The organism is Microbispora sp. NPDC046973, assembly GCF_040644495.1.
GTDB lineage: Bacteria > Actinomycetota > Actinomycetes > Streptosporangiales > Streptosporangiaceae > Microbispora.
Map to the genome: position 1 here is coordinate 275,282 of NZ_JBEYWQ010000001.1, position 24,798 is coordinate 300,079.

Sequence of the window (24,798 nt, forward strand, 5' to 3'; positions counted from 1 at the left end):
CGCTCCGTGTCCCCGGACCGTCGCGGTCCCCGGGTCGTCGCGGTCCCCGGGCCGTCGCTGTTCCCGCGCCGTCGCTGCTCCCGGGCCGTCGGGCGATGCGCACGGCCGGGGCAATGTCCGCGCAAGGAACGGGCAATGCCGCGGCGGGGCGTCCGTCCGGCCTGTCCCGCCCGCTGATCTCCTTTGCCTGCTCCGCCGCCGAAGGCGGAGTGACGGTTGACCCCGTCCACGCCGGCATCGAGATGCCCGCCGCACAGGGCATCCGACGATCGACAAGGAGACCGCCCATGAACCGACTCCGTCACCTGCCCGCCGGTCTCGCGGCGGGCGCGCTGGTGGCCGCGACGGCCCTGGCCGTCCCGGCCGCCACCGCCGCCCAGGCCGCGAGCGAGCGTGCGTACGTCGTCACCGCGCTCGACTACAACAGCACGGGCTGGACCTACCGCCAGGTGCCCGCCACGACCCAGGTGCCGGGCTTCGCCCAGCCGGGATTCGACGACAGCGCCTGGCCGACGGGACAGGCGGGCTTCGGCACCACCAACGGCACCTGCTCGTGGAACAACCAGGCCAGCGTCAAGACCCCGTGGGCGGTCAACACCGACATCCTGGTGCGCCACTGGCTGCACCTGCCGCGGGACGCGCAGGCGGTGCGCATCCAGGGCACGGTGGACAACGACGCGCAGGTCTACTTCAACGGCCAGCTCGTGCAGAGCGTCAAGAGCGGCAAGTGCGCCGCCGGGGCGATCGACGTCGTCGTTCCCGCCACCTACCTCGACTGCTGCAACCTGCTCGCCGTACGCGGCCACGACGCCGGCGTGGCGGCCTACCTGAACCTCCGGGTGACCTACGTGAAGCCCACGCAGGCGCTCTGACGATCCCTGTGGTGCGTCGCCCGGCACCGGCCGCGCTGTATCCGTCGGGCCGTGCCGGGCGACGTCCGGGGACGCGCATTCCCGGTTACGGAGATGTGGAGCGACGGTGAAGCTCCCGCACGCGGCCGGGCCGGCTGACTCCGGACGGCCCGAGCCGCGGCCCGCGTCCTGTAGCGTGCTGGACATGATCCCGCGCATCCCGGTCAGCGTGGATCTGGTCGTGCTCACCGTCAGGTCCCAGCAGCTCAGCGCCCTCGTCTGGCGGCGCGACCGGCCGCCGTACGAGGGCCGGTGGGCGCTCTCCGGCGGCTTCATCAAGCTGGAGGAGGACCTTCCCGCCGCGGCGGCCCGCGTGCTGGCCGAACGGGCCGGCCTTCCCGGGGCTCCGGTCCACCTGGAGCAGCTCCAGACCTACGGCTATCCGGACCGCGATCCGCGCCAGCGGGTCGTCAGCGTGGCCTACCTGGGCCTCGCCCCCGATCTGCCCGCGTCCACCGAGGCCCACATGAGCTGGCAGCCGGTGGCCGAGCTGACGCAGATGGCCTTCGACCACCGCAGGATCATGCTCGACGGCGTGGAGCGGGCCAGGGGCAAGCTCGAATACACCTCGCTCGGCGCCGCCTTCTGCCCGCCCGAGTTCACCGTCGCGGAGCTGCGCCGCGTCTACGAGATCGTCTGGGGACGCCCGCTCGACCCGCGCAACTTCCACAGGAAGGTCACCAAGACGGAGGGCTTCCTGGTGCCCACCGGGCGCACCACGACCCGGGACGGCGGCCGTCCCGCCATGCTCTACCGCCGGGGCCCCGCCGTGCTGCTGCACCCGCCCATGCTGCGCACCTGACCGGCCGCCCCCGTTGGGGACGGGTCCTTGACCGGGGAGACGCACGCTCCACAACCAGCGCGGGTGAATGCCCCGACTCACAGGGATCTTTCAGGATATATTCCGGCCTATGCTGGCTGCGGCCCCCCGCATCACCGATGCGCCGGCCATTCCTCCCGGACCGTCCCGGCTGCGCGTGCTCGACCTTCTGCGGTTCTGCGCGGCCCTCGGCGTCGTCCTCTTCCACTTCGGCGAGACGCGGGCCTGGGGCACGCCCAACGCCTTCCCCGGGCTGAGCACGGTGACCGTGTTCGGCGTGTACGGCGTGCGCCTGTTCTTCCTGATCAGCGGATTCGTGATCCTGATGAGCGCCTGGGGCCGCACGCCCGGCCACTTCGCGGCGTCGCGGATCGCCCGGCTGTTCCCGGCGTACTGGGCGAGCGTGCTCGTCCTGGGGGGCCTGGCCGTCGGCGGGCTGATCACCGACCACCGGCCGAGCCTCACCGAACTGCTGGCCAACATGACGATGCTCCAGCACGGCTTCGCCGTACGCGACCTGGAGATCGTCTACTGGACGCTGTGGCAGGAACTGGTCTTCTACGCCCTCATCGCGTGTCTCGCGGCCGTGGGGATCACCTACCGCCGATGCCTGGCGTTCATGGGGGCGTGGGTGCTGCTGCTGGCGATCGCCCACCGGGTGAACGCCGACCTGCTGCAGGCGGTGCTCGTCCCGTTCAGCGCGCCGTACTTCATCGCGGGGATGGCCCTGTTCCTCGTCCACCGCTTCGGCGGGTCGCTGTTCCCCTGGTTGTTCGTGGGCGTGGGCTGGACGCTCGCGCTCTACACGGAGCTGGACATGGAGACGACGGCGTCCCGGAGGTACGGGCAGGCGCTGTGGTCGGCACTCGTGGTGGGCGTCATCTCGCTGATCTTCCTGGTGATGATCTTCGTGGCGGTCGGCGCGTTCGACCGGATCGACTGGCGGTGGCTCACCTTCCTCGGCGCGCTGACCTACCCGCTCTACCTCTTCCACCACCACGTCGGGTTCCTGCTCATCCAGTGGCTCCACCCGGTGCTGGGCAACCGCCTCACGCTCCCGCTGGCCGTGGCCGCCGCGCTCGTGGTCGCGTACGGCGTGCACCGGCTGGTCGAGCGGCCCCTGCAGCCCCGGATGCGCGCGGCCCTGGAACGCTCGCTCACGGCCGACGCCGGCCGCGTCCCCCTGACGGAGACGGCGGTCGTCTCTCCCGTGTCCTCGATACCCGCGCCGGCGCCCGCGGCGGTCCCCCTGCCGCCGGGGGCGCCGGCGCCGTACGCGGAGACGACGCCCGGGGCCGGTTACTTGCCGCGGGGCGGGTAGATCTCGCCGGGGCGCAGTTTGCGGCCCTGCAGCAGGGTCGTCAGCGTGACGAACTTGTAGTGCTGCTTCTCCAGCGCGGTGAGCACGCCGGGCATGGCCTTGACCGTCTCGGGGACGATGTCGTGCAGCAGGATCACGCCGTTGCGCTTGGCGAGCTTCAGCGTGCGCTGGGCGATCACCTTGGTGTCGCGGGCCTGCCAGTCGAGCGTCGACCCCGTCCACAGGATCTGCGGCAGCCCCAGATCGGCCATGAGACTGGCGACCCTGGAGTTGGTCGCGCCGTTCGGCGGGCGCATGTAGTCCGGCCTCTTGCCGATCGTCTGATTGATGATGTCCGACGTGCTCGAGACCTCTTCGAGCACCTCACCGTCGGACAGCGTGGTGAGCGAGGGGTGGGTCCAGGTGTGGTTGCCGATGTCGTGCCCCTCCTCGTAGATCCGCCGGGTGAGCTCGGGGCGGTACGCCACCTTCCTGCCGAGCAGGAAGAAGGTGGCCTTCGCCTTGTGCTTCTTCAGCGTGTCGAGGAGCGCCGGGGTGTAGGGCCACGGGCCGTCGTCGAAGGTGAGGGCGATGCACTTGTATCGGGCGCAGTAGGGCTCGTCCTTCTTCTCCGCCGAGGCGGGGGTCCTCTTCGCCGAGGCGGGGGCCCCGGCCTTCGCGGTCAGGGCCTTCGCGGTCACGGCCGTCGCCTCGGGGGTCGCGGCGGTCGCGGGTACGGCCGCGGGGGGGACGACGCACACGCCGGCTGCCGCGCAGGCGCCGGCCATCACGATTCTTGCTTTCCGCCACATGTCGCGGGATCTTAGTGAAACCCGGCGAGATGGTCATCAGAGCGGCGGAACGGCGTCCTTGGCCCGCTGGAGGGCGAGCTCGGGCCACCACGCGCCGCCGTAGGGCGGGACGACGCCGTACACCGGGTCCGTGGGGCCGCCCTCGCCGCGGTCGCACCGGTCGTCGGACATGCCGGCCGGCCGCACCCACAGGTACGCGTCGACGAGCGCGTTGCCGGTGCGGGTGGTCGGCCGTACGCCGGCGCCGCGTCCCGGCGGGTTGCACCAGTCCTGGGGGTCCTTGTACCTGCCCTCCGGAGGGGTCCACTCGCCCCTGCCGTTCCTGCTCGTGTCGATCACGAAGTGGGGGAGCCCGGCCGTCCCCGTGTCCGTGCCGGCGTCGGCGCAGGCGCGGCCGCGGTCCGACGACTTCATCTTCACGCAGGCGGCGAGGCGGCCGCCGTACGCGACGAGCTGGTCGGTCTTCTGGAATCCGGACACGTTGAGATAGAAGCCGTCCGCGCCGGAGATCCCGGCGTCGACCAGCCGGGTCGCGGCGACCTCCGGCGACGGCCAGCCGTCCAGGCTGCCGTCGAGGTAGACCGCGGTGTTCGGCAGCGCGCCGAGCCGCTTGGCCGCCGAGGCGAGCATGCGCAGCCTGGCGCGCTGGTCGGCGGCGTCGCCCAGCGAGCAGTCCGGCGAGCCCGGCAACTCCGCCAGGCTGTTCGGCTCCAGCACGAACACCGCCTTGTGGTCGCCGACCGCCGACGCGAGCGCGTCGATCCAGGCGAGATAGTCGGCCGAGTCCGCCGCGCCGCCGTCCTCGTTGCACGCGCGCAGCGGGATGTGGTCGGTGACGAAGACCGGAACCGCGTCCTGCCGCGCCGCGGCCTCCACCGCGGCGCTCGCCGTGCGGACGGCCTCGCTCGCGTTCGCCGGGCCGAGCCAGACGGCCCTCGGCACCTCGGCCAGCTTGCGCATCAGCGCGGCGTCGCCGGCCCGCCCCGCCGCCTGCCAGACGTCCGCCTGGTGCGCCTCGTCGCCCGTGGGGCTCGCGTAGAGCCGTACGGCCTGCCCGCGCAGCGGGTTGCCGCTGGAGGCGCTCGCGGTGGCACGCGCTGGCGGTGTCGGGGACGGCTCGGAGTCCCCGGACGACGCGGCCCGGACGGCGACGACGCCCGCGGTGACGACGACGGCGGCGGAAGCGGCGGCGATCCCCGCGGCCAGGCGCGAGCGGCGGCCCGACCCGCCCGCCCCACCCGCCACGGCGGTAGGCGCCCCCTGCACGCTCGCTGGCGCGGGCTCGATGGGCTCGATGGGGTCGATGGGTTCGTGGCCGGTCAGCATCTCGACCAGCCGCTGCGCGCTGGGCCGATGGGCCGGGTCCTTCGCCAGCGCCAGGTCGACGATCGACCGCAGCCGGGCGTCGAGGCCGGAGATGTGCGGGGGCTCGTGCAGCACCCGATAGAGGACGCTCGGGATCGACCCGCCGCTGAACGGCGCCCGGCCCGAGGCGGTGTAGGCCACCAGGGCGCCCCAGGCGAAGATGTCGGACGCCGGGGTCAGCCGGTCGCCCTTCGCCTGCTCGGGCGACATGAAGGACGGCGTTCCCGCGACGATGCCGCTGATGTCCGCGGTGGCGTCGGCGACGTGGGCGATGCCGAAGTCGATGACCTTGGGGCCGACCGGCGACAGCAGCACGTTCGACGGCTTGAGATCGCGGTGGATCACCCCCGCGCTGTGGATCGCCTGCAGCGCCACGGCGACGTTGACCGCCACCGCCTCCAGGCTCGACCCCGACAGCGGCCCACGCTCCCGTACGACCTCCTGCAACGTGGGCCCGGGGACGTACTCGGTGGCGAGGTAGGCCACGTCGCCGTCCAGCCCCGCGCCGAGCACGGCGGCGGTGCAGAAACGGGCGACCCGCTGCGCGGCGGCGACCTCGCGCTGGAACCTGCGCCGGAAGTCGGGATCGGCCGCCCACTGCGAATTGATCACCTTGACCGCCGCGTCGCGGCCCTCGGTGTCGCGGCCGAGGTAGACCGTGCCCATGCCACCCTGGCCGAGCCTGCCGAGGATGCGGAACGGCCCGATCCGCCGGGGATCGCCGTCCCGCGGTCCGTCGCCCGCCGCGCCGCTCGTCATGCTCTCCCCGCTCGCCGGTTACCGCGTGATCCTAACGACGCGATCCCCGGCCCACCAGGCGATGGGCCGGAGGCGAAGGGTGCGGTACAGCGAGCGTCAAGGGCTTTGAAAGCGTCCCCGGACAAGCTGCACGCAACGACGGAGGAAAGGACCCCAGTAATGACCCTCACCCGCTCTCTCGCAGGCGTCACGCTCGCTGCCGGCATCCTGGCCCTCGCTCCGCTCGCCACCGCCACGGCCGCCCATGCCGCCGCTCCCAAGCCCTGGGGCCCCTACTACGCGGCCGGGTCGAAGGCCAAGGTGAGCGGCTCGCTGACCGCCGCGGCCAAGGACGACCCGAGCCTGCCCGCGCCGTACGTCAAGGTCGCCGGCAGCGTCACCAGCCTCACCCACAAGGCGTCCACCTGCGGCTGGGCCCTGTTCCGCGTCAGCTACTTCGACGCCGCCAAGAAGCCGCACCTGGCCTACCGCAACTACCGCACCTGCTCGTACGGCGCGAAGAAGACGTTCGCGTTCACCGTCAAGAACGTCGGCGAGGTCGAGCTCAAGGTCTGCTCCGAGACCAAGGCCGCCAAGCCGTCCCTCAACTGCCAGTACGCCGGCACCTGGAAGACGCTCTACGCCTACTACAAGTAGGGGCGGGGCCCGCGGGTCATCCACAGGGGGCGTGCGGGGTGCCGCCCGAGCAGGCGGATCTCCTATCGTTAGGACATGCCTCGATTCCGCTCGATCCTCGACACCATGCCGGCCTACAAGCCGGGCAAGGCCGTGGTCTCCCCGGACGGCCGGTCCTACAAGCTGTCCTCCAACGAGAGCCCCTTCGGACCCCTGCCGTCGGTGGTGGAGGCGATCGCGCGGGCGGCCACGGAGGTCCACCGCTACCCCGACCCCGGCGCGGTCCGGCTCACCGAGACGCTCGCGGAGCGGTTCGGCGTGCCGTACGACCACATCGCCCTGGGCGCCGGATCGGTGGCGGTCGCCCAGCAGATCCTGGAGGCGGTGGGCGAGCCCGGCGCCGACGTCGTCTACGCCTGGCGCTCGTTCGAGGCCTACCCGCTGCTGGTCGGCCTCTCGGGCGCCAACGCGGTCGAGGTGCCGCTGCGCGACGAGACGCACGACCTCGACGCCATGGCCGAGGCCATCACGCCGGAGACGCGCCTGGTCTTCGTGTGCAACCCCAACAACCCGACCGGCACGGTCAACCGGGCCGACGAGCTCACGCGGTTCCTCGACCGCGTGCCCGAGAACGTCACCGTCGTCCTCGACGAGGCCTACCGGGAGTACGTCAGGGACGCGGACGTGCCTGACGGCCTCACGCTCTACCGTGAGCGCCCCAACGTCGCCGTCCTGCGCACCTTCTCCAAGGCCTACGGCCTGGCCGGGCTGCGCGTCGGCTACCTCATCGGGCACGAGCCGGTGGCCGCCGCGGTCCGCAAGACGCTGCTGCCCTTCGCGGTCAACCATCTCGCCCAGGCCGCCGCGATCGCGTCCCTGCAGGCCGAGGACGAGCTGCAGGAGCGGGTGGAGAACGTGATCAAGGAGCGCGCCCGCGTCAGGGAGGCGCTGCTGTCCCAGGGCTGGACCGTCCCGCCCACCGAGGCCAACTTCGTCTGGCTGCGCCTCGGCGAGCGGACGATGGAGTTCGCCGGGACGTGCGCGGGTGCGGGCGTCGCCGTGCGCCCGTTCGACGGGGAGGGAGCCCGGATCTCCATCGGCGATCCCGAGGCCAACGACGTCTTCCTCGCCGCCGCCGAGGCGTTCCGGCGGTCTGCCTAGCGCCCCTTCCTACCGCACCCTTCCTGGCGAGCCCTTCCTAGCGAATCGGGTAGTACTGCCGGACGAGCTCCTCCGTGGCCCGCGCCGCGTGGTCGAGGTCGGCTCCACGCCTGACCAGGACCTGGGCCGCCGCGCTCTCGCGATCGCGGAGGAGCGCGAGCAGGATGTGCTCGGTGCCGACGCGGTCATGGCCGCGCTGCAGGGACTCCTGGACCGCCCCCTGGAGGACCGCGGCGGCCGCCGGGGTGAACGGAATAGGCTGCCCCGGCGCGGCGGTCGGGCCATGCCCGACGATCTCCTTGACCTGGAGGCGCACATCCTCGAGGCTCAGGCCCAGGCTCACGAGAACCTGGGCGGCGATGCCGCCCCCCTCACGGAGCAGACCGAGGAGGATGTGCTCGGTGCCGATGGAGCCGTGGCCGAGCGTCCGAGCCTCGTCCTGCGACAGGACGACGACCTGTCGCGCCCGGTCGGTGAGCTTCTCGAACATCCCGCGGCTCCTTCGCAAAACAGTGTCGGCGAACCCGTCCGGGTCCTGGCGTGATCTGGTTGTGGCTGTGACGGTAGTGGATCTCTGCGAATTGCGCAGACGCCCGCCCACCCGCTGAGGCCGCCGCGAGGCGCGTGAGCCCTTCGCATTTCTTTGTGCGAATACCGCGGGATAATCGGCGGATCGCAGCGAAATCGATCGGCTGATTCGGTCGCGGCCTCGAATTACCGGTTCCGCTCTCGTGCTTCGTCGAGCCGCGCGGTTTCCCGGTTCTGAGGTCTGCCGGGACGCCGTGACGCGTCAAGGACCGTGGCGTTCTTCTCCACCGGCGGTGTCGCGGCGCGGCCACGGCGCTCGGTGGAGACCACCAGCGCGACCCCCACGACGATCAGGGCTCCCGCCACGAGCATGGCCGCGGTGACCGGTTCCGACAGGACCGCCATTCCGAGGATCACCGCCACGACCGGGTTCACGTACGCGTAGGTGGACACGAGCGAGATCGGCGCATGGCCGAGCAGCCAGATGTACGAGGTGAAGCCCACCAGGGAGCCCACCAGCACCAGGTAGGCCAGGGCCGCCCACGACTGCCAGCTCACCGCGCCGACGTGCAGTCGCTCGCCCTGCACGAGACCCATGACCAGCAGCGCGCTGCCGCCCACCGCCATCTCGACCGTGCTGGCCACGAAGGGGTTGGCCGGCATCGCGATCCGCGGGGAGATGAACGACCCCACCGACCACGACAGCGAGCCGAGCAGCACCACGGCGATGCCCACTCCGTTGCCGGACGCGCCGCCGCCCCGGAGCGAGAGGAAGGCGACTCCGGCGAAGCCCACCAGCACGCCGGCCAGCGTCAGCACGTGCGGCCGGTCCCTGAAGACCGTCCTGAGCACGATCAGCCACAGCGGGGTCGAGGCGACGAGCAGCGCGGCCAGGCCGCTGGAGATGTGCTGCTCGGCCACGGCGACCATGCCGTTGCCCCCGGCGAGGAGCAGGAGCCCGACCAGCGCGGCGCCCCCGAACTCCTTCCACCGCATGCGGAACGGCACGGCCCTGACGAGCAGGACCGTGCCGAGCACCAGCGCCGCCGCGACGAAACGGAGCCCGCCACTCGTCATCGGCGGAAGGGTCTGGATGGCGATCGCGATGCCGAGGTACGTCGAGCCCCACACCACGTACACGGCGGCCAGCGCCAGCCACACCCGTACGTCATGACCGTTTCGTTCCATGGGTCATGACAATAGACCGTCGCTTTTGGACGGTGATTACCGGTTCAGCTTCTCCACAATCAGCCGGTAGAGCTGTCGCGGCCGGCCCGGCTGGGGGGTGCGGTTGGGCGGAAGCGGCCACGCGAGTCCCTCGTCAACCAGCGTGCGCAGCAACCGCCTTGCCGTGCGCGGGGTCACCCCGAGCATGCGCCCGGCGCCCTCCGCGTCCACGACCGTGTCCCCACCCTCCAGTTTGGCGGCCAGGCGCGCCAGCACCTCGACCCCCTTGGGCTTGACCGGCCCACCCGGCTGGGGCGGCATCCGGGGCGGCGGCACGAGTGCCCGGCCCTCCCGGTCGACCGCGAAGCCCTGCGGCTGCTTGCCGCCCTGGGTGCGGGCGAGCGCGCCCCTCGCGTGCGTCTCGGCCTCGTGCGTGGTGCGGCCCATCCCCACACCCACCTCGACGGCCAGGCCCAGCTCCTCGCGGATCCGCGCGGCGAACGGCAGCACCCGGAAGCCGTCCGTGGCCGACGCGATCGACCCCTTCGTCGCCACCACGAGGTAGCTGTGGTCGTCGATCGGCCACACGCTCGCGTTGATCCGGTTGGCCTCCTGCACCAGCAGGCGGTGCAGCGACAGCCGAAGCTCGTCGCGCCAGTAGCGCGGCGCGGCCCGCCGTACCGGCTCGCGCAGCGTCGGCACCTCGACCAGCACGACCGTGAGCTGTGACTCCTCCAGCCGGTGCCGGGCGCCGAGCAGCGCCGCCGTGTGCATCGCCGTACGGACGGCCGCGGAGGTCGGCCTGATCGGCACCACCGGCACCCCGGCGGCGGTCAGCCGGTCGGCCACGCCCTGGACGCACGTGAGCGCGCCCGTCGTGGCTCCCTGGCGGAACAGCCGCTCGTGGAAGGCCGTGATCGTGCCGACCGGCCCGGGCTCGTCACGGCTGTGCACCTCGCCGGAGGAGAGGTTGAGATCCGTGTACGCCTCGTCGATGTCCGGCCGGCCGAGCACGTCGAGGCTCACTCGGCGCGGATCGATCCGCTCGTCCAGCGCGGCCCGCGCGATCGCCGCCACGAGCGCGGCCCCGCCGAGCTGCACGTGCGTGGCGGGCATCGTCAGCACGCCGGCCCGCCTGGCGAGCTCGAAAGGCACCGGACTCGCGAACAGGCACGCGTCCACACCCGGACCCAGCCGGGTCACCTTGTCCGCCGCCTCCTGCTCATCCCGGTACGCGGCGGCGACCAGCCGGCAGGGCACCGGGGCAGCCGAGTGCCCCATGAGCATCACCCGTTCGACCAGATCGTGCGACCCCACCACGCCGATGGTGAGGTCGGGTGTCACCGTGCCCAGACGTGACCCGCGCGGAGTGTCTTCCGTGCGCTCGACCAATGTTCGTCCCATCCCACGTCGCCCTCGTTGTTGTGGCTTCTCTTTGGAACGATCGCTGGTTAAGGCCGTAATGTCACGCCCAGATTTGCCGGAATACCATTCTGGGTGGTCCGGGCGGTTCCGTAAATCGGAAGATCCCCGCTGGTCAGGGCATTAGTAAAGGTTTCCGGACTCAGCCCTCGTCCGAAGTGGAAATTTCACGCACCACATCTGCACCAAGTGCCTGCATACGCTGTGCGAGCGCGGCGTGACCGCGGTCGATGAGATATCCGGACCCGATCGTGGTCTCGCCCTCCGCCGCGAGACCGGCGAGCACGAGCGCGATTCCCGACCGCAGGTCGTGGGCCGTCACCTCGGTGCCGTGCAGCGGCGTCGGACCGTGCACGACCGCCCGGCTGCCCTCGACCTCGACGTTCGCCCCCATCTTGTTCAGCTCGCCCGCGAGCGCGAAACGGCCGTCGAAGATGCGCTCGTGGATGTAGCTGGAGCCCTCCGCGAGGCAGGCCACGGTCATCAGCGGCGACTGCAGGTCGGTCGCGAAGCCGGGGTAGGTGTCGGTGATGACGTTGATCGGGCGCAGCGGGCGGTTGCGGCGGACCTGGAGCACCGCGCCGTGGTTCTCGAACTCGACGCCCATCTGCTCCAGCTTCCACCGCACCACGCCGAGGTGCTCGAGGGAGGCGCCGACCAGGCTGACCTCGCCTCCGGTGATCGCCGCGGCCATCGCGAACACGCCCGCGTCGAGCCGGTCGGGCATGACCGTGTGCTCGACCGCGGTCAGCTCGTCCACGCCCTCGACCGTGATGAAGCCCGTGCCGCCGCCGCGGATGCGCGCGCCCATCCGGGTCAGCATCGTGATGACGTCGAGCACCTCGGGTTCGAGGGCCGCGTTCTCGATGACGGTGGTGCCCCGCGCCAGCGACGCGGCCATGATCAGGTTCTCGGTGCCGGTGTGCGACGGGGTGTCGAGGTACAGCGGGGCGCCGATCAGGCCGCCGGCCTTGATGTGGATGACGGCCTCGCCCTCGTCCACGATCGCGCCCAGGCGCTTGTAGCCCAGGTAGTGGAAGTCGAGGTTGCGGCTGCCGAGGTTGCACCCGCCGATGCCCTCGATGATCGCCTCACCGAGGCGGTGGAGCAGCGCGGGGACGAACAGCACCGATCCCCGGAACCGGCGGGCGATCTCCGCGGGCAGGACCGGGCTGGTCAGACGGGAGGCGTCGATGACGAGCGTCCGCTCGCTCTCGTGGAACTCCACCTTCGCGCCCACAGCCTGGGCGAGCTCGACCGCCCGGCGCACGTCCTCGATGACGGGCACGTTGCGAAGCACCGTGCGGCCCTCGGCCGCGAGCAGCGCCGCCCCGATCATGGGCAGTACGGCGTTCTTCGCGCCCTGGATGAAGGCGGTTCCACGCAGTACGTTGCCACCGCGCACGCGGTAACGGACCATGAATTGCTCCTATTTCGGGGGAAGGGTGGGGGACTCCCGTCAGCCGGCAGCCGGGTCGTCGGCGAGACGATCGGCCTAGAGTAGCCGCTGTTCCAGGAGTTTCGGGGAGGAACTACCCCCAGAACGCGTGGGGGAACGGGTCACTTGAGACTACTTATGTGACCTGTGTGATTCAGCCGCGGAAGCGCTCGCCGGTGAGGCGCTCGTACGCCTCGACATAGCGGCTGCGGGTGCGCTCGACGATCTCGTCCGGCAGCGGCGGGGGCGCCTCGCCCGACGACCTGTCCCAGCCCGACTCGGGGGACAGCAGCCAGTCCCTGACGAACTGCTTGTCGAACGACGGCTGGGAGCGGCCCGGCTCCCACTGGTCCAGCGGCCAGAAGCGGGAGGAGTCGGGCGTCAGCACCTCGTCGCCCAGCGTCAGCACGCCGTCGGCGTCCCAGCCCAGCTCGATCTTCGTGTCGGCCAGGATGATGCCACGTTCCAAAGCGATCTCGGCCCCGCGGCTGTAGACGTCGAGGGTGATCCGGCGCAGCCGCTCGGCCACGTCCTCGCCCACCTCCGCCGCGACCTCCTCGTACGTCATGGGCTCGTCGTGCTCGCCCATGGGGGCCTTCGACGAGGGTGTGAAGATCGGCTCCGGCAGCCGGGACCCGTCGGTGAGCCCCTCCGGGAGCCGCACGCCGGAGACGACCCCCTCCCTGCGGTAGTCCACCAGCCCGGAGCCGGTGAGGTAGCCGCGGGCGACGCACTCGACCGGCACCATCCGCAGCCTGCGGCACAGCACTCCGCGGCCGGCGAACTCCGCCGGGACGTCGGTCGAGACCACGTGGTTGGGAACCACGTCCTCGAGCTGCTCGAACCACCACAGCGACAGCCGGGTGAGGATCTCCCCCTTGTCGGGGATGCCGGGTTCGAGCACGTAGTCGAAGGCCGAGATGCGGTCGGAGGCGACCATCAGCAGCAGCCCGTCGGGGGTCTCGTAGAGGTCGCGTACCTTGCCGGAGTGCAGGTGCTTCACGGTTCCATCTTCCCAGCTCTCCACCGCGCATTGAGCAAGGGAGCGCACGGGGAGAGCCGAGCGTCAGGAGGCGTCAGGACGACGCGGCGGCCAGGGCGATGTCGGCGCGGTAGTGGGAGCCGCGCATGGTGATCTGGTCCAGCGCCTCGTAGGCCCGGGCCCTGGCCTGGGCGACGTCGGCGCCCGTGCCGACCACGTTGAGCACCCGGCCGCCGTTCGACACGAGCCGGTTGTCCTCGTCGAGGGTCGTGCCCGCGTGCAGGACGTACGCGCCCTCGACCGTCACCGGCAGTCCCGCGATCGGGTCGCCCTTCACCGGGTCGGCCGGGTAGTTCTCCGCGGCGAGCACCACGGTCACGGCGGCGCCTTCATGCCACCGCAGCGACGGATGCCCGGCGAGCGTGCCGGTCGCGCAGGCGAGCAGCAGCTCTCCCAGGGGGGTCTCCAGCCGGTCGAGCACGACCTGGGTCTCCGGGTCGCCGAAGCGCGCGTTGAACTCGATCACCCGGGGGCCGTCCGCGGTCAGCGCCAGCCCGGCGTACAGCACTCCCGTGTACGGCGTGCCGCGCCGCGCCATCTCGGCCACGGTCGGGCGCACGATCTCGGCCATCACCCGCTCGGACAGGCCCTCCGGCGCCCACGGCAGCGGGGTGTAGGCCCCCATGCCGCCGGTGTTGGGGCCCTTGTCGCCGTCGTAGGCCCGCTTGAAGTCCTGGGCCGGCTGCAGCGCCACCGCGCTCGTCCCGTCGCACAGCGCGAACAGCGACACCTCGGGGCCGTCGAGGTACTCCTCGATGACGACCCGCCCGCACGCCCTGGCGTGATCGAGGGCCTCCTCGCGGCTGTCGGTCACGACCACGCCCTTGCCCGCGGCCAGGCCGTCGTCCTTCACGACGTACGGCGCGCCGAACGCGTCGAGCGCCGCCGCGGCCTCCTCCTCCGTGGTGCAGGTGTAGGCGCGCGCGGTCGGCACCCCGGCGGCGGTCATCACGTCCTTCGCGAACGCCTTGGACCCCTCGATCCGCGCCGCCTCCGCGGACGGGCCGAAGCAGGCGATCCCGGCGGCCCTGACGGCGTCGGCGACGCCGGCGACCAGCGGCGCCTCGGGGCCGATCACGACGAGGCCGGCGCCCAGCCGCTCGGCCAGCGCGGTCACGGCGGCCCCGTCGGTCGGCGTGACCTGATGCAGGGTGGCCACTTCCGCGATGCCCGCGTTGCCGGGGGCGCAGTGGACTTCTACGACGGCGGGGTCGAGCCGCAGGGCCCGGCACAGAGCGTGCTCGCGACCCCCGGAACCGATGACAAGTACGCGCACCCGTCCATTGTCGCAGTGGCCGGCCGCCTTCCGTTCTCAGGCGTGGGCGAGCGCCCGGGTGGAGGCGTCGAGGATGTCGCGCAGAGCCGTACGGGCCTGGGCGAGGTCGGCCATACGGGAGTCCAGCTCGGCCAGCTGGGCGGTGAGGTGGCCGAGAACGCATGCCTGGAGCTTTGTGCCGTCGCCGGCGAAGCAGGGCATGAGGTCGCGGATGACCCTGGTGGGGAGCCCGGCGGCCAGCAGGGTGCGGATGCGGGCGACGGCGGCGGGAGCCTCGGGGCCGTACTGGCGATGGCCGCCCTCGGTGCGGCGAGAGGCGAGCAGCCCCTGGTCCTCGTAGTAACGGAGAAGCCGTACGGCCACGCCGGTCTCGCGGGACAGCTCCCCGATCTTCATGTGACCCACCTCATAAGAGAGCGGCTTGAATCTCACATAGGTGTCACATCCTACGGTCGCTGACATGACGACGACATCGACGGCACAGACCCCCGTTTCGCTCTACGGATTCCTGACTCCCCGGCCCGGACATGCCGGCACACTCAGGAAGCTCCTGCTGGACCTGGTCGAGCCGTCCCGCGAACACGAGGGCAATCTTCAGTACCACCTCCACGAGCAGGAGGACGGCAGGTTCTTCCTCTACGAGGTGTGGCGCTCCCGGGAGGACCTCGACCGGCACAACGCGACGCCGCTGCTGCGCGCCTTCATGGCCGAACTGCCCGAGCACGTCGACGGCGCGGTGGAGGCCTACTCCGGCGCGATGAGGAGTCCCTATCCAGACAGCGGGGCGTCTTCCACCGGCTGAGCGCTGCCCGGTTATGCATGGAGATACACACCGATGGCCAGTTTGTTCGGGCTGTTTTTGGCAAGAAGTGCATGATCGGTGGGACTTGACGCGGGTACCCTGGAACAGGTGTCCAACGGCCGTGTGGTAGGTTGGATAGGCTTCGCGCTGTCTCGTGGCGATTGGAGGTGGTCTGGGATGAATTCTGGTGATCCCGTCAGTACGTGCTCGCGCACGTACGTCGTGCGCATTCCCGACCACTCCGAAACTGAAGCCCGAGGGGCAGCTCACGCCTGCATGAAGGGGTGACATCACGTCGCGCGTAGAGCGTGCCGGCTCGGGCGGGAAGGGACCGCCATGCGCTCCTCTCTGCTCTTTCCCCGCATCAACAGGCACACCCGCGTCATGTCCACGCACCTCGGCGCCGCGCCGATGAACGGCGAGCCGGTCGTCCGCTGCGTGCCGCCGAGCAACTCCCTCGTCGAGTTCGGCGCGTACATCGGCGGCAGGAAGGTCGACGCCGGCGGCATTCCCGAGGCCGTGCGCCTGGTCCGCGAGCACAACGAGGCCAACGAGGTGCCCGACGCGTACGTCTGGGTCGGTCTGCACGAGCCCGCCGCGCCCGAGGTCGAGTGGCTCGCCGACGTGTTCGGCCTGCACCCCCTCGCCGTCGAGGACGCCATCAAGGCCCACCAGCGGCCCAAGGTCGAGCGGTACGGCGACTCGCTGTTCGTGGTGCTCAAGACCGTCGCCTTCCTCGACCACGAGGTGTCGGCGGCGAGCAGTGAGATCATCGGCACCGGCGAGATCATGGTGTTCGTCGGGCCCGACTTCGTCGTGACCGTACGGCACGGACGGCACTGTCCCCTCGGCGACGTCCGCGAGAAGCTGGAGTCGAAGCCGAAGCTGATCGGCCGCGGCCCCACGGGTGTCCTGCACGCCATCGCCGACCACGTCGTGGACAAGTACCTGCAGGTCGCCGACCTCATGCAGGCCGAGCTCGAAGAGGTCGAGGCGGCCGTCTTCGCGGAGGTCAGCTCCCGCGACATCAACAGGATCTACCAGCTCAAGCGCGAGATGCTGGAGCTCAAGCGGGCGGTCGGACCGCTCCAGACCCCCTTCAACGCCCTTCCCCAGCGGCGCAGCATCCCCTCCGAGATGCGCGAGTACTTCCGCGACGTCAGCGACCACCTGTCCCGCGTGTGCGAGGCGGTCCAGGCGTCCAACGAACTGTCCGACTCGATCCTCCAGGCCGCGCTGGCGCGCTCCAACGCCCTCGCCAACGAGGACATGCGCAAGATCTCCTCCTGGGTGGCGATCATCTCGGTCCCTACGATGATCGCCGGCATCTACGGGATGAACTTCGACCACATGCCCGAGCTGCACTCGGCCTACGGCTACCCGGTCGTCATCGGCCTCATGGTCGTCGCCTGCACGCTCCTGCACCGCGCCTTCCGCCGCAACGGCTGGCTCTGACCGCCCTTCCCCCCGGGACGCCGCCCCGACGCGCGTCCCGGAGGGCGTCACACCTCCTCACAAAGGCCTGTTCGGAGGCCTCCCGGCGTCCTGCCGGACGAGTGCCCGAGCATCCGGACGCGTACGCTTCGTGACCGGAATCATGAGCAATCAGTCATTGCGATATGTCAGATGATGTTGTTAGGTGGGGTGAGCGGGCCGCTCGACACATCGACCGTTTCCACTCTCGCAGGAGCGTGTCATGACAGAGGCGACACCCCGGCTGGCGACTTATCCCCTTGCTCGGGAACGTGCCTTCGATCCGCCGGACGAACTGGCACGCCGCCGCGCCGAGGCGCCGATCCAGCGGATGACGTACGCGGACGGGCACGACGGCTGGCTGGTGACCGGTTACGCCGAGGCGCGCGCCATCCTGGCCGACAACCGCTTCAGCACCCGTCCCGAACTGCTGCACTCGCCGATCCCCCAGCGCGGCGAGTTCCGCAGTGAGCCGCTGACGCCGGGGTTCTTCCTCCGCATGGACGCCCCCGCGCACACCCGCTACCGCCGCCTGCTGACAGGGCAGTTCACCGTGAGGCGGATGAAGCAGCTCGAACCGAGGATCCAGGAGATCACCGAGAGCCGCCTCGACGCCATGGAACGCGAGGGCGCTCCCGCCGACCTCGTCGAGTCCTTCGCACTCCCCATCCCCTCGCTGGTGATCTGCGAGCTGCTCGGCGTGCCGTACGAGGACCGGGAGAAGTTCCAGCGCGACTCGGCGGTGCTGCTGAACCTGGACTCCTCGATCGAGGACATCCGGGCCGCAGTGCAGGACCTCTACTCCTACCTGCATGGCCTGGTCGTCCTGAAGGCGAGGGAACCCGCCGACGACATACTGAGCGGCCTGGTCGCGGGCGGGGAGCTGACGAGCGAGGAGATCGGCGGCGTGGCGCTGCTGCTGCTCATCGCGGGGCACGAGACGACCGCGAACATGCTGGGCCTCGGCACGTTCGCGCTGCTGACGAACCCGGACCAGCTCGCCGTCGTGCGGGACGACCCGTCCGCCGTCGAGAACGCGGTGGAGGAACTGCTGCGCTACCTCAGCATCGTGCACATCGGGCCGACCCGTACGGCCCTGGAGGACGTGGAAGTCGGCGGCGCCCTGATCAGGGCCGGTGAGTCGGTGACGCTGTCGATCGGGGCGGCGAACCGGGATCCCGAACGGTTCGAGGGCGGCGACGCCCTCGACGTGAGCCGGCCGGCGCACGGGCACCTGAGCTTCGGGCACGGCATCCACCAGTGCCTGGGCCAGCAGCTCGCCCGGATCGAGATGCGCATCGCCTATCCTGCTCTGCTGCGCCGCTTCCCGAACCTGCGCCTGGCCGTGCCGGCGCGGGAGGTGCCGCTGCGGTCCAATATGGCGATCTATGGTGTGCACCGGCTGCCGGTGCTGTGGTGAGGAAAGTCGTGGGGGAACGATGAAGATCAAGGCGGACACCGGACGGTGTATCGGCGCGGGGATGTGCGTGCTCACGCTGCCCCAGGTGTTCGACCAGAGCGAGGACGACGGGACGGTCGTGGTGCTCGACGCCGAGCCTCCGGCCGGCCTCGCGCCCGCCGTGAACAGGGCCGTGCAGCTCTGCCCGTCCGGCGCGCTGTCGGTGGAGGAGTGAGCCCGCCGGGCCGTGCGACGGCGACACGCTGGGCCGGGTGACGCTCAGCTACTTGACGCGCACGGTCCGATGAGCTTGGCTGGTAACCGGCTGTGAAAGCCGTTCTTGTGGGTGACCCTGGAGCCCCGCCCCCGGTCGTTGAGAAAGCGCCTCGGGCGGGGCTCCGCCATGTCCGAGCGGTCAGGCTCCCACCGGGCGGAGCGGGGTCACCGGGTCGGGCAGCGGCAGGCCGCGGGCCTTCCAGAGGCGGCGCATGCGGTCGGGGTAGTCGGTGACGATCCCGGCCACTCCCATGTCGATCAGGCGGGCGGCCTCGTCGGGCTCGTTGACCGTCCACACCACGACCGGCAGTCCCTGCCGGGCCGCCCCGGCCATCAGCGCCTCGTCGACGAGCACGCGGTCGGGGGACAGCGTCGTCGCCCCCACCGCCGCGGCCGCCGCCGCGAGGTCGCCGCCGACCTCGCCCAGGCGGATGCCGTTCATCCAGGCGGGGGTCATCGTGTCGCGCTCGACCAGGGCGTACCGCCGCTCGGCCATCGGCCTGGCGATCTCCAGGATGCGCCAGTCGAAGCTGAGCAGGGCCGCCCTCGACAACCGGTCGTGCCGGTCGAGCTCGTGGACGACCTCCTCGACGAAGCGGCGCGGGTCGGCGCACAGGCCGGGACGGGTGGGGTCGGACTTCAGCTCGACGTGGAGGCGCACGTGGTCGGCGCCGAGGGCGCCGATCAGGCCGAGCACCGCCCCGAGCGTCGGCATCCGCGTGTCCGGCAGCGGCACCTGCGTGAGCGCGAAGCGGTCGTCCGGCCGCTCGGGCAGCCGTACGCCGACGTCGAGGGTGCGCAGCTGCGGCAGCGTGAGCGCGATGATCGGCTTGCCGACGTAGGGGAACATCTCGTCCCCGGGAACGGCCATGCCCGTGTCGGCGCTGGTCACCGCGGACACGTGCAGGTCGTGGGTGAGCACGAGCTGCCCGTCCGCGGACATGGCGACGTCGAACTCGAGTGCGTCGACCCCCAGCTCCAGCGCGAAGGCCAGGCCGGGCAGGGTGTTCTCGGGCCTCAGGCCCCGCGCTCCACGGTGCCCGTGCAGCTCAACGTATCCATGCACAGCGGCGTACCCTACCGCCTCGCCCGTCCGCGGCCCGGAACCCTCCGGTTCCGGGCGCGTACGCCACCAATCATCAGATAAGGGAGCGGATCTGGATGGTCTGGGTGCGGCCCGGGCCGACGCCGATGGCGGAGATCGGGGCGCCGCTCATCTCCTCCAGCGCCCTGACGTACGCCTGCGCGTTCGGCGGCAGGTCCTCGAACGTCTTGGCGCTGGTGATGTCCTCCTGCCAGCCGGGCAGCTCCTCGTAGATCGGCGTGGCGTGGTGGAACTCGGTCTGCGTCATGGGGATCTCGTCGTGGCGGACGCCGTCGACGTCGTACGCCACGCAGACCGGGATCCGCTCCAGCCCGGACAGCACGTCGAGCTTGGTCAGGAAGAAGTCGGTCACGCCGTTGATCCGGGTGGCGTACCGCGCGATGACCGCGTCGAACCAGCCGCAGCGGCGGTTGCGGCCGGTGGTCACGCCGTACTCGCCGCCGGTCTGGCGCAGCCAGTCGCCCTGCTCGTCCAGCAGTTCGGTCGGGAACGGCCCGGACCCCACGCGGGTGGTGTACGCCTTGAGGATGCCGATGATCCTCGTCAGGCGGGTCGGCGGGATGCCCGAGCCGGCGCAGGCGCCGCCCGAGGTGGGGGAGCTGGAGGTCACGAAGGGGTAGGTGCCGTGGTCGATGTCGAGCAGCGTGCCCTGCCCGCCCTCCAGCAGCACGACCTTGTCCTGGTCGAGCGCCTGGGAGAGCACGAGCGAGGTGTCGGCGATGTGGGGGCGCAGCCGCTCGGCGTAGCCGAGGTACTCCTCCAGCACCTTCGCCGGGTCGAGCCCACGGCGGTTGTAGATCTTGGTGAGGATCTGGTTCTTCTCGCCCACCGCGGCCTCGATCTTCTTGCCGAGGATGCCGGGGTCGAGCAGGTCCTGGACCCGGATGCCCATGCGGTAGATCTTGTCGCCGTACGCCGGGCCGATGCCGCGGCCGGTCGTGCCGATCTTGGCCTTGCCGAGGAACCGCTCGCTGACCTTGTCGATGGCCTTGTGCTGGGGCATGATCAGGTGCGCGCTGGCCGAGATCAGCAGCCGGTCGCAGGAGATGCCCCGCTCGGCCAGCCCGTCGATCTCGCTGAGCAGCACGCCCGGGTCGACGACCACGCCGTTGCCGATCACCGGCACCACGTCGGGCGACAGCACCCCCGTCGGCAGCAGGTGCAACGCGTACTTCTGGTCGCCGATGACGACGGTGTGGCCCGCGTTGTTGCCACCCTGGTAACGCACGACGTAGTCGACGTCACCGCCCAGCAGGTCGGTGGCCTTCCCCTTGCCCTCATCGCCCCACTGGGCGCCAACGAGAACGACAGCCGGCATGGTTTAACTCCCGCACCAAGACGAAAGCCCCTGACGCAAGCGCGGCAGGGGCCTCTTGCACACAGAGACTACCTGAGGGGCATGCCGACGGTGAACGGAGTCTTAAGTCGCGAGACGAGTACGCCGTGCCGTGTAAGGCCCCGTTCAGGCAGTTCGTCCGGGAGGTGTTCAGGAGTTCGCGGTGAGCGCCTCCGCCGCGGCCTGGCTGCTGTCGCGCAGGAACTGGGCGCAGCGCTCGGCCTCGTCCTTCTCGCCGATCGCCTGGGCCGCCCGGGCGAGGGCGTTCAGGCAGCGCAGGAATCCCTGGTTCGGCTCGTGCTCCCACGGGATCGGGCCGTGCCCCTTCCAGCCCGCCCTGCGCAGCTGGTCGAGACCCCGGTGGTAGCCGGTGCGCGCGAACGCGTACGAGGTGACGGCGTGACCCGCGGCGAAGTAGTCGTCGGCGAGAGCGGCCCAGGCCGCCGAGTAGGCGGGGAAGCGGGCAGCCACGTCTGCCGCCTTGGCGCCCGACTCGAGCATCTGCCGCGCCTCGGGGGTGTCGGGCAGCAAGGTGGGCGGCGGGCCGGCAAGGAGGTTCTCGTGCGATTCCATGGGGACAGTCTTACCTGTCACGAGCCCGAGGGGTATGGGCCGCCCGGCGGGAACAGAAGATCGATACAAGAATGGATCTTCCGGTTTCCCGCCGGGCCGTTCCCTTACTTGATCTTGGTGCCCGCGGACTTGAGCTGCTGGCACGCCTCGACGATGCGCGCGGCCATGCCGGCCTCGGCGGCCTTGCCGTACGCACGCGGGTCGTAGGCCTTCTTGTTGCCGACCTCGCCGTCGATCTTCAGCACGCCGTCGTAGTTGCGGAACATGTGGTCCACGATCGGGCGGGTGAAGGCGTACTGCGTGTCGGTGTCGATGTTCATCTTCACCACGCCGTACGAGATCGACTCGCGGATCTCCTCCAGAGTGGAGCCGGAGCCGCCGTGGAAGACCAGCGAGAACGGCTTGTCCTTGCCGTACTTGGCGCCGACGGCGTCCTGGATCTCCTTGAGCACGCTCGGGCGCAGCTTGACGTGGCCCGGCTTGTACACGCCGTGGACGTTGCCGAAGGTGGCGGCCACGATATAGCGGCCACGCTCACCGAGGCCGAGGGTCTCGGCGACGGCCAGCGCGTCCTCCGGCGTCGTGTAGAGCTTCTCGTTGATCTCGCCGACGATGCCGTCCTCCTCACCGCCGACCACGCCGATCTCGATCTCGAGGACGACCTTGGCGGCTGCGGTCTTGTCGAGCAGCTCGCTGGCGATCTGGAGGTTCTCGTCCAGCGGCACGGCGGAGCCGTCCCACATGTGCGACTGGAACAGCGGGTCCTGGCCACGCGCGACGCGCTCGGCGGAGATCTCCAGCAGCGGGCGGACGAACGAGCCGAGCTTGTCCTTCGGGCAGTGGTCGGTGTGCAGCGCCACCGTCACCGGGTACTTCTCGGCGACCACACGGGCGAACTCGGCGAACGCCACCGACCCGGTGACCATGTCCTTCACGGTGGTGCCGGAGAGGAACTCCGCGCCACCGGTCGACACCTGGAGGATCCCGTCACTTTCCGCCTCCGCGAAGCCGCGCAGCGCGGCGTGCAGGGTCTGCGACGAGGTCACGTTGATCGCCGGGTACGCGAAGCCGCCCGCTTTGGCGCGGTCGAGCATCTCGGCGTAGACCTCTGGAGTCGCGATAGGCATGCGAAGTCATCTCCTTCTGACGGTATGCGGCGTGGCAAGTATCCCGAAGGCACGGCCGATCGGGAAAGCCGGGTGGGTATGCGGGGCACCGGGAAAGTCGCGGTCAATCCGCGATTCACGGTTTTCCACAGCCCTGCCGCTTCTCAGTCTGATCTCATTCGGGACAGGTAGGCTCGCCCCGTGGACGTGCTCTTGGACCTTCTTGACCCGAAGTGGTGGCTGAGCATGCTCGGCGCCTTCGCGACGATCGGCGTCATCGCCATCGTATTCGCCGAGACGGGGCTGCTCGTCGGGTTCTTCCTGCCCGGCGACTCGCTGTTGGTGACCGCTGGAATTTTCAGCACCGCCGCCGCCGCGCAGGGATTCGGGATCGCACCTCTGTCACTGCCCACTCTGCTGATCTGCGCGCCGCTGGCGGCCATCGCGGGAGCGCAGCTGGGTCACTTCCTGGGGGCGAAGGTCGGCAGGAGGATGTTCGACAAGCCGGACTCCCGGCTGTTCAAGAGGGAGCACGTCGAGAAGGCGGAGTTCTACTTCGAGAAGTTCGGCCCGGCGAAGGCCGTGGTCGCCGCGCGGTTCATGCCGATCGTCCGCACCTTCATGAACCCGGTGGCCGGCGTGCTGGAGATGGACGCGCGCCGCTTCTTCGTCTGGAACGTCCTCGGCGGAGTCGTCTGGGTCGAAGCCCTGCTGCTGCTCGGCTATTTCCTCGGCAGCAAGGTCGAGGGCATCGACAAGTACATCCTTCCCGGGGTCTTCGTCGTCGTCCTTCTGTCGGTGATCCCGATCGTGCGAGAGGTCATGAAGAACCGCCGGGCCGCCTCCGCCGTCCCCAAGGGCCGCCACCACGCCCCCCGGTAGGCCGCCGGCGGGACGCGCCTGCCGTGAGCCGGCCGTGGGCCCGCGCCTACGGGGAGCCGGCGGATGACCTGCGGGAAAGTGCTGCCGCACAAGAAGTGACCGGTCAGTACTGAGATATGCCTCACACCCGCTACTCTCCCGAATGTGGGACGCCACAGGTCTGATCCCCTCGGCATCGCCAGGCTGGCGCTGGTCGGTCTGGTGGTCGTGCTGCTGCTCGCCGTCATCGTGGTCGGCGCGAGAGCGCTGCTGTCCACGTTCGGCTCGGAGGAGTCCGCCGCCGGCGCGACCTCCACCCCGTCGGCACGGCCCTCCGCCGAGCCTTCCGCCGAGCCCTCCACGCCTCGCGTGCCCACCGTCCGCGTGGTCTGCCGGGCCGACCGGTGTCCCGTGTTCGTCCGCGTGCCCGGCGGCGACGTGCTCATCGACCGGGACCTGGCCCGGGGCGAGCAGGCGTCCTACTTCCAGCCCGAACTCGACGTCGTCCTCGACGACGCGAGCACGGTCCAGATCTTCGAGAACGGAACCGCCAGGTCCCCCGGGCCGGCCGGCGAGCGGCAGGCGTTCAGTGTGAAGCGACCCGCTAATCAGTGAGCGACAGATCAGTGAGCGACAGATCGGCGAGCGAGTAGGCGGAGCGGTACGGCACGCCGGTCGCGGCCAGCGCCTCGTCGCCGCCCCGGTGCACGATCGTCGCGATGCCCACGACCTGCGCACCGGCCTCGCGCAACGCCTCCACGGCGGTGAGCACGGACCCGCCCGTCGTGGTGGTGTCCTCCACGGCGAGCACCCGGCGTCCGGCGACGTCCGGACCCTCGATCCTGCGCTGCAGGCCGTGGGCCTTGCCCGCCTTGCGCACCACGAACGCGTCGAGCGTGCGGCCGCGGGCCGCCGCGGCGTGCAGCATCGACGTCGCCACCGGGTCGGCGCCCAGCGTGAGACCGCCGACCGCCTCGTAGTCCAGGTCCTCGGTGAGGTCCAGCATCACGCGGCCCACCAGCGGCGCGGCCACGCCGTCCAGGGTGATGCGGCGCAGGTCGACGTACCAGTCGGCCTCCTTGCCTGAGGACAGCACGACCCGGCCGTGCACGATGCCCTTGTTCTTGATCTCGTCCAGCAGTCTCTCGCGGTCACTCATGAGGCTCAGCGTACGGCCGGTCCCGCGGTGCGGGCCGTACGGGCCCGGCGGCCGCGAGTGGCGTGCGAAGACTACTGAGAGTAAAGAGGCTC

Annotated in this window: 25 protein-coding genes; 11 read left to right on the top strand and 14 right to left on the bottom strand. The window is 70.7% G+C overall.

Translation table 11 applies throughout. The annotated features are described in order from the left end of the window. Window positions 1-287: 287 nt before the first annotated feature. The 3 genes from ABZ860_RS01395 (at window position 288) to ABZ860_RS01405 (ending at window position 3,052) form a co-directional block, all read left to right on the top strand. Complete coding sequence (locus tag ABZ860_RS01395; protein WP_357213415.1) at window positions 288-872, top strand: hypothetical protein; 585 nt, start codon at window positions 288-290, stop codon at window positions 870-872. A 184-nt stretch (window positions 873-1,056) separates the two neighbouring features. Beyond that, on the top strand, window positions 1,057-1,713 hold the full coding sequence (locus tag ABZ860_RS01400; protein ID WP_357036544.1) for an NUDIX domain-containing protein: 657 nt from the start codon (window positions 1,057-1,059) through the stop codon (window positions 1,711-1,713). Between the two features lie 109 nt (window positions 1,714-1,822). Next, entirely contained in the window at window positions 1,823-3,052 is a 1,230-nt protein-coding gene (locus ABZ860_RS01405) for an acyltransferase (protein ID WP_357213418.1), read from the top strand. Here the strand turns inward: ABZ860_RS01405 and ABZ860_RS01410 are convergent. Continuing rightward, window positions 3,031-3,843, bottom strand: a complete 813-nt coding sequence (locus tag ABZ860_RS01410) for a polysaccharide deacetylase family protein (RefSeq protein ID WP_357213421.1) — start codon at window positions 3,841-3,843, stop codon at window positions 3,031-3,033. The genes ABZ860_RS01405 and ABZ860_RS01410 overlap by 22 nt on opposite strands. A 36-nt stretch (window positions 3,844-3,879) precedes the next feature. Next, on the bottom strand, window positions 3,880-5,967 hold the full coding sequence (locus ABZ860_RS01415; RefSeq protein WP_357213424.1) for a glycoside hydrolase family 6 protein: 2,088 nt from the start codon (window positions 5,965-5,967) through the stop codon (window positions 3,880-3,882). A 159-nt stretch (window positions 5,968-6,126) separates the two neighbouring features. Here ABZ860_RS01415 and ABZ860_RS01420 point away from each other — a divergent pair, with 159 nt between their 5' ends. Next, complete coding sequence (locus ABZ860_RS01420) at window positions 6,127-6,603, top strand: hypothetical protein (protein ID WP_357213426.1); 477 nt, start codon at window positions 6,127-6,129, stop codon at window positions 6,601-6,603. Window positions 6,604-6,678: 75 nt separating this feature from the next. Continuing rightward, entirely contained in the window at window positions 6,679-7,743 is a 1,065-nt protein-coding gene (hisC, locus tag ABZ860_RS01425) for a histidinol-phosphate transaminase (RefSeq protein WP_357213429.1), read from the top strand. A 37-nt stretch (window positions 7,744-7,780) separates the two neighbouring features. Here the strand turns inward: hisC and ABZ860_RS01430 are convergent, their stop codons facing one another. From ABZ860_RS01430 to ABZ860_RS01460, 7 genes are all read right to left on the bottom strand, one after another. Continuing rightward, entirely contained in the window at window positions 7,781-8,233 is a 453-nt protein-coding gene (locus ABZ860_RS01430; RefSeq protein WP_357213432.1) for a Clp protease N-terminal domain-containing protein, read from the bottom strand. 224 nt (window positions 8,234-8,457) lie between these two features. Beyond that, entirely contained in the window at window positions 8,458-9,459 is a 1,002-nt protein-coding gene (locus ABZ860_RS01435) for an EamA family transporter (protein WP_357213435.1), read from the bottom strand. Between the two features lie 36 nt (window positions 9,460-9,495). Further along, window positions 9,496-10,725, bottom strand: coding sequence for a transcriptional regulator (locus ABZ860_RS01440; protein WP_357214711.1), 1,230 nt, complete (start codon window positions 10,723-10,725; stop codon window positions 9,496-9,498). Between the two features lie 277 nt (window positions 10,726-11,002). Beyond that, window positions 11,003-12,280, bottom strand: a complete 1,278-nt coding sequence (gene murA / locus ABZ860_RS01445; protein WP_357213437.1) for a UDP-N-acetylglucosamine 1-carboxyvinyltransferase — start codon at window positions 12,278-12,280, stop codon at window positions 11,003-11,005. A 172-nt stretch (window positions 12,281-12,452) separates the two neighbouring features. After that, window positions 12,453-13,301 carry a phosphoribosylaminoimidazolesuccinocarboxamide synthase gene (locus ABZ860_RS01450; RefSeq protein WP_357213439.1) on the bottom strand — a complete coding sequence of 283 codons (849 nt, stop codon included), beginning with the start codon at window positions 13,299-13,301 and terminating at the stop codon, window positions 12,453-12,455. A gap of 73 nt (window positions 13,302-13,374) precedes the next feature. Then, on the bottom strand, window positions 13,375-14,616 hold the full coding sequence (gene purD / locus ABZ860_RS01455) for a phosphoribosylamine--glycine ligase (protein ID WP_357213442.1): 1,242 nt from the start codon (window positions 14,614-14,616) through the stop codon (window positions 13,375-13,377). A gap of 36 nt (window positions 14,617-14,652) precedes the next feature. Continuing rightward, a complete protein-coding gene (locus ABZ860_RS01460; RefSeq protein ID WP_357213444.1) occupies window positions 14,653-15,012 on the bottom strand; it encodes a MerR family transcriptional regulator in 360 nt (119 codons plus the stop codon). Window positions 15,013-15,076: 64 nt separating this feature from the next. Here ABZ860_RS01460 and ABZ860_RS01465 point away from each other — a divergent pair, with 64 nt between their 5' ends. From ABZ860_RS01465 to ABZ860_RS01480, 4 genes are all read left to right on the top strand, one after another. After that, window positions 15,077-15,418: a putative quinol monooxygenase gene (locus ABZ860_RS01465; RefSeq protein ID WP_357213446.1), complete on the top strand. Its 342-nt coding sequence runs from the start codon at window positions 15,077-15,079 to the stop codon at window positions 15,416-15,418. Between the two features lie 336 nt (window positions 15,419-15,754). Beyond that, a complete protein-coding gene (corA, locus tag ABZ860_RS01470; RefSeq protein ID WP_357213449.1) occupies window positions 15,755-16,873 on the top strand; it encodes a magnesium/cobalt transporter CorA in 1,119 nt (372 codons plus the stop codon). A gap of 241 nt (window positions 16,874-17,114) precedes the next feature. Further along, window positions 17,115-18,311 (top strand): cytochrome P450, encoded by a 1,197-nt coding sequence (locus ABZ860_RS01475; RefSeq protein WP_357213452.1) that lies wholly within the window; start codon window positions 17,115-17,117, stop codon window positions 18,309-18,311. A 19-nt stretch (window positions 18,312-18,330) separates the two neighbouring features. Further along, complete coding sequence (locus ABZ860_RS01480; RefSeq protein WP_357213455.1) at window positions 18,331-18,525, top strand: (4Fe-4S)-binding protein; 195 nt, start codon at window positions 18,331-18,333, stop codon at window positions 18,523-18,525. A gap of 180 nt (window positions 18,526-18,705) precedes the next feature. Here ABZ860_RS01480 and ABZ860_RS01485 read toward each other — a convergent pair whose 3' ends face one another. The 4 genes from ABZ860_RS01485 to fbaA form a co-directional block, all read right to left on the bottom strand. Further along, window positions 18,706-19,632 carry a glycerophosphodiester phosphodiesterase family protein gene (locus ABZ860_RS01485; protein WP_357213457.1) on the bottom strand — a complete coding sequence of 309 codons (927 nt, stop codon included), beginning with the start codon at window positions 19,630-19,632 and terminating at the stop codon, window positions 18,706-18,708. 73 nt (window positions 19,633-19,705) lie between these two features. After that, window positions 19,706-20,989 (bottom strand): adenylosuccinate synthase, encoded by a 1,284-nt coding sequence (locus ABZ860_RS01490; protein WP_139573839.1) that lies wholly within the window; start codon window positions 20,987-20,989, stop codon window positions 19,706-19,708. A 168-nt stretch (window positions 20,990-21,157) separates the two neighbouring features. Next, the gene (locus ABZ860_RS01495) at window positions 21,158-21,580 is read right to left on the bottom strand and encodes a DUF3151 domain-containing protein (protein ID WP_193202056.1); all 423 of its coding nucleotides are present in this window, start codon (window positions 21,578-21,580) and stop codon (window positions 21,158-21,160) included. A gap of 104 nt (window positions 21,581-21,684) precedes the next feature. After that, window positions 21,685-22,707 (bottom strand): class II fructose-bisphosphate aldolase, encoded by a 1,023-nt coding sequence (fbaA, locus tag ABZ860_RS01500; protein ID WP_357213460.1) that lies wholly within the window; start codon window positions 22,705-22,707, stop codon window positions 21,685-21,687. Window positions 22,708-22,887: 180 nt separating this feature from the next. On the opposite strand from fbaA, the gene ABZ860_RS01505 reads away from it, so the two are divergent. Further along, window positions 22,888-23,568, top strand: a complete 681-nt coding sequence (locus ABZ860_RS01505) for a DedA family protein (protein WP_357213463.1) — start codon at window positions 22,888-22,890, stop codon at window positions 23,566-23,568. Between the two features lie 144 nt (window positions 23,569-23,712). After that, window positions 23,713-24,162, top strand: a complete 450-nt coding sequence (locus ABZ860_RS01510) for a hypothetical protein (RefSeq protein ID WP_357213466.1) — start codon at window positions 23,713-23,715, stop codon at window positions 24,160-24,162. Here ABZ860_RS01510 and pyrE read toward each other — a convergent pair. Beyond that, window positions 24,152-24,706 (bottom strand): orotate phosphoribosyltransferase, encoded by a 555-nt coding sequence (pyrE, locus tag ABZ860_RS01515; RefSeq protein WP_357213469.1) that lies wholly within the window; start codon window positions 24,704-24,706, stop codon window positions 24,152-24,154. The two genes, ABZ860_RS01510 and pyrE, sit on opposite strands and share 11 nt — an antisense overlap. Window positions 24,707-24,798: the final 92 nt, after the last annotated feature.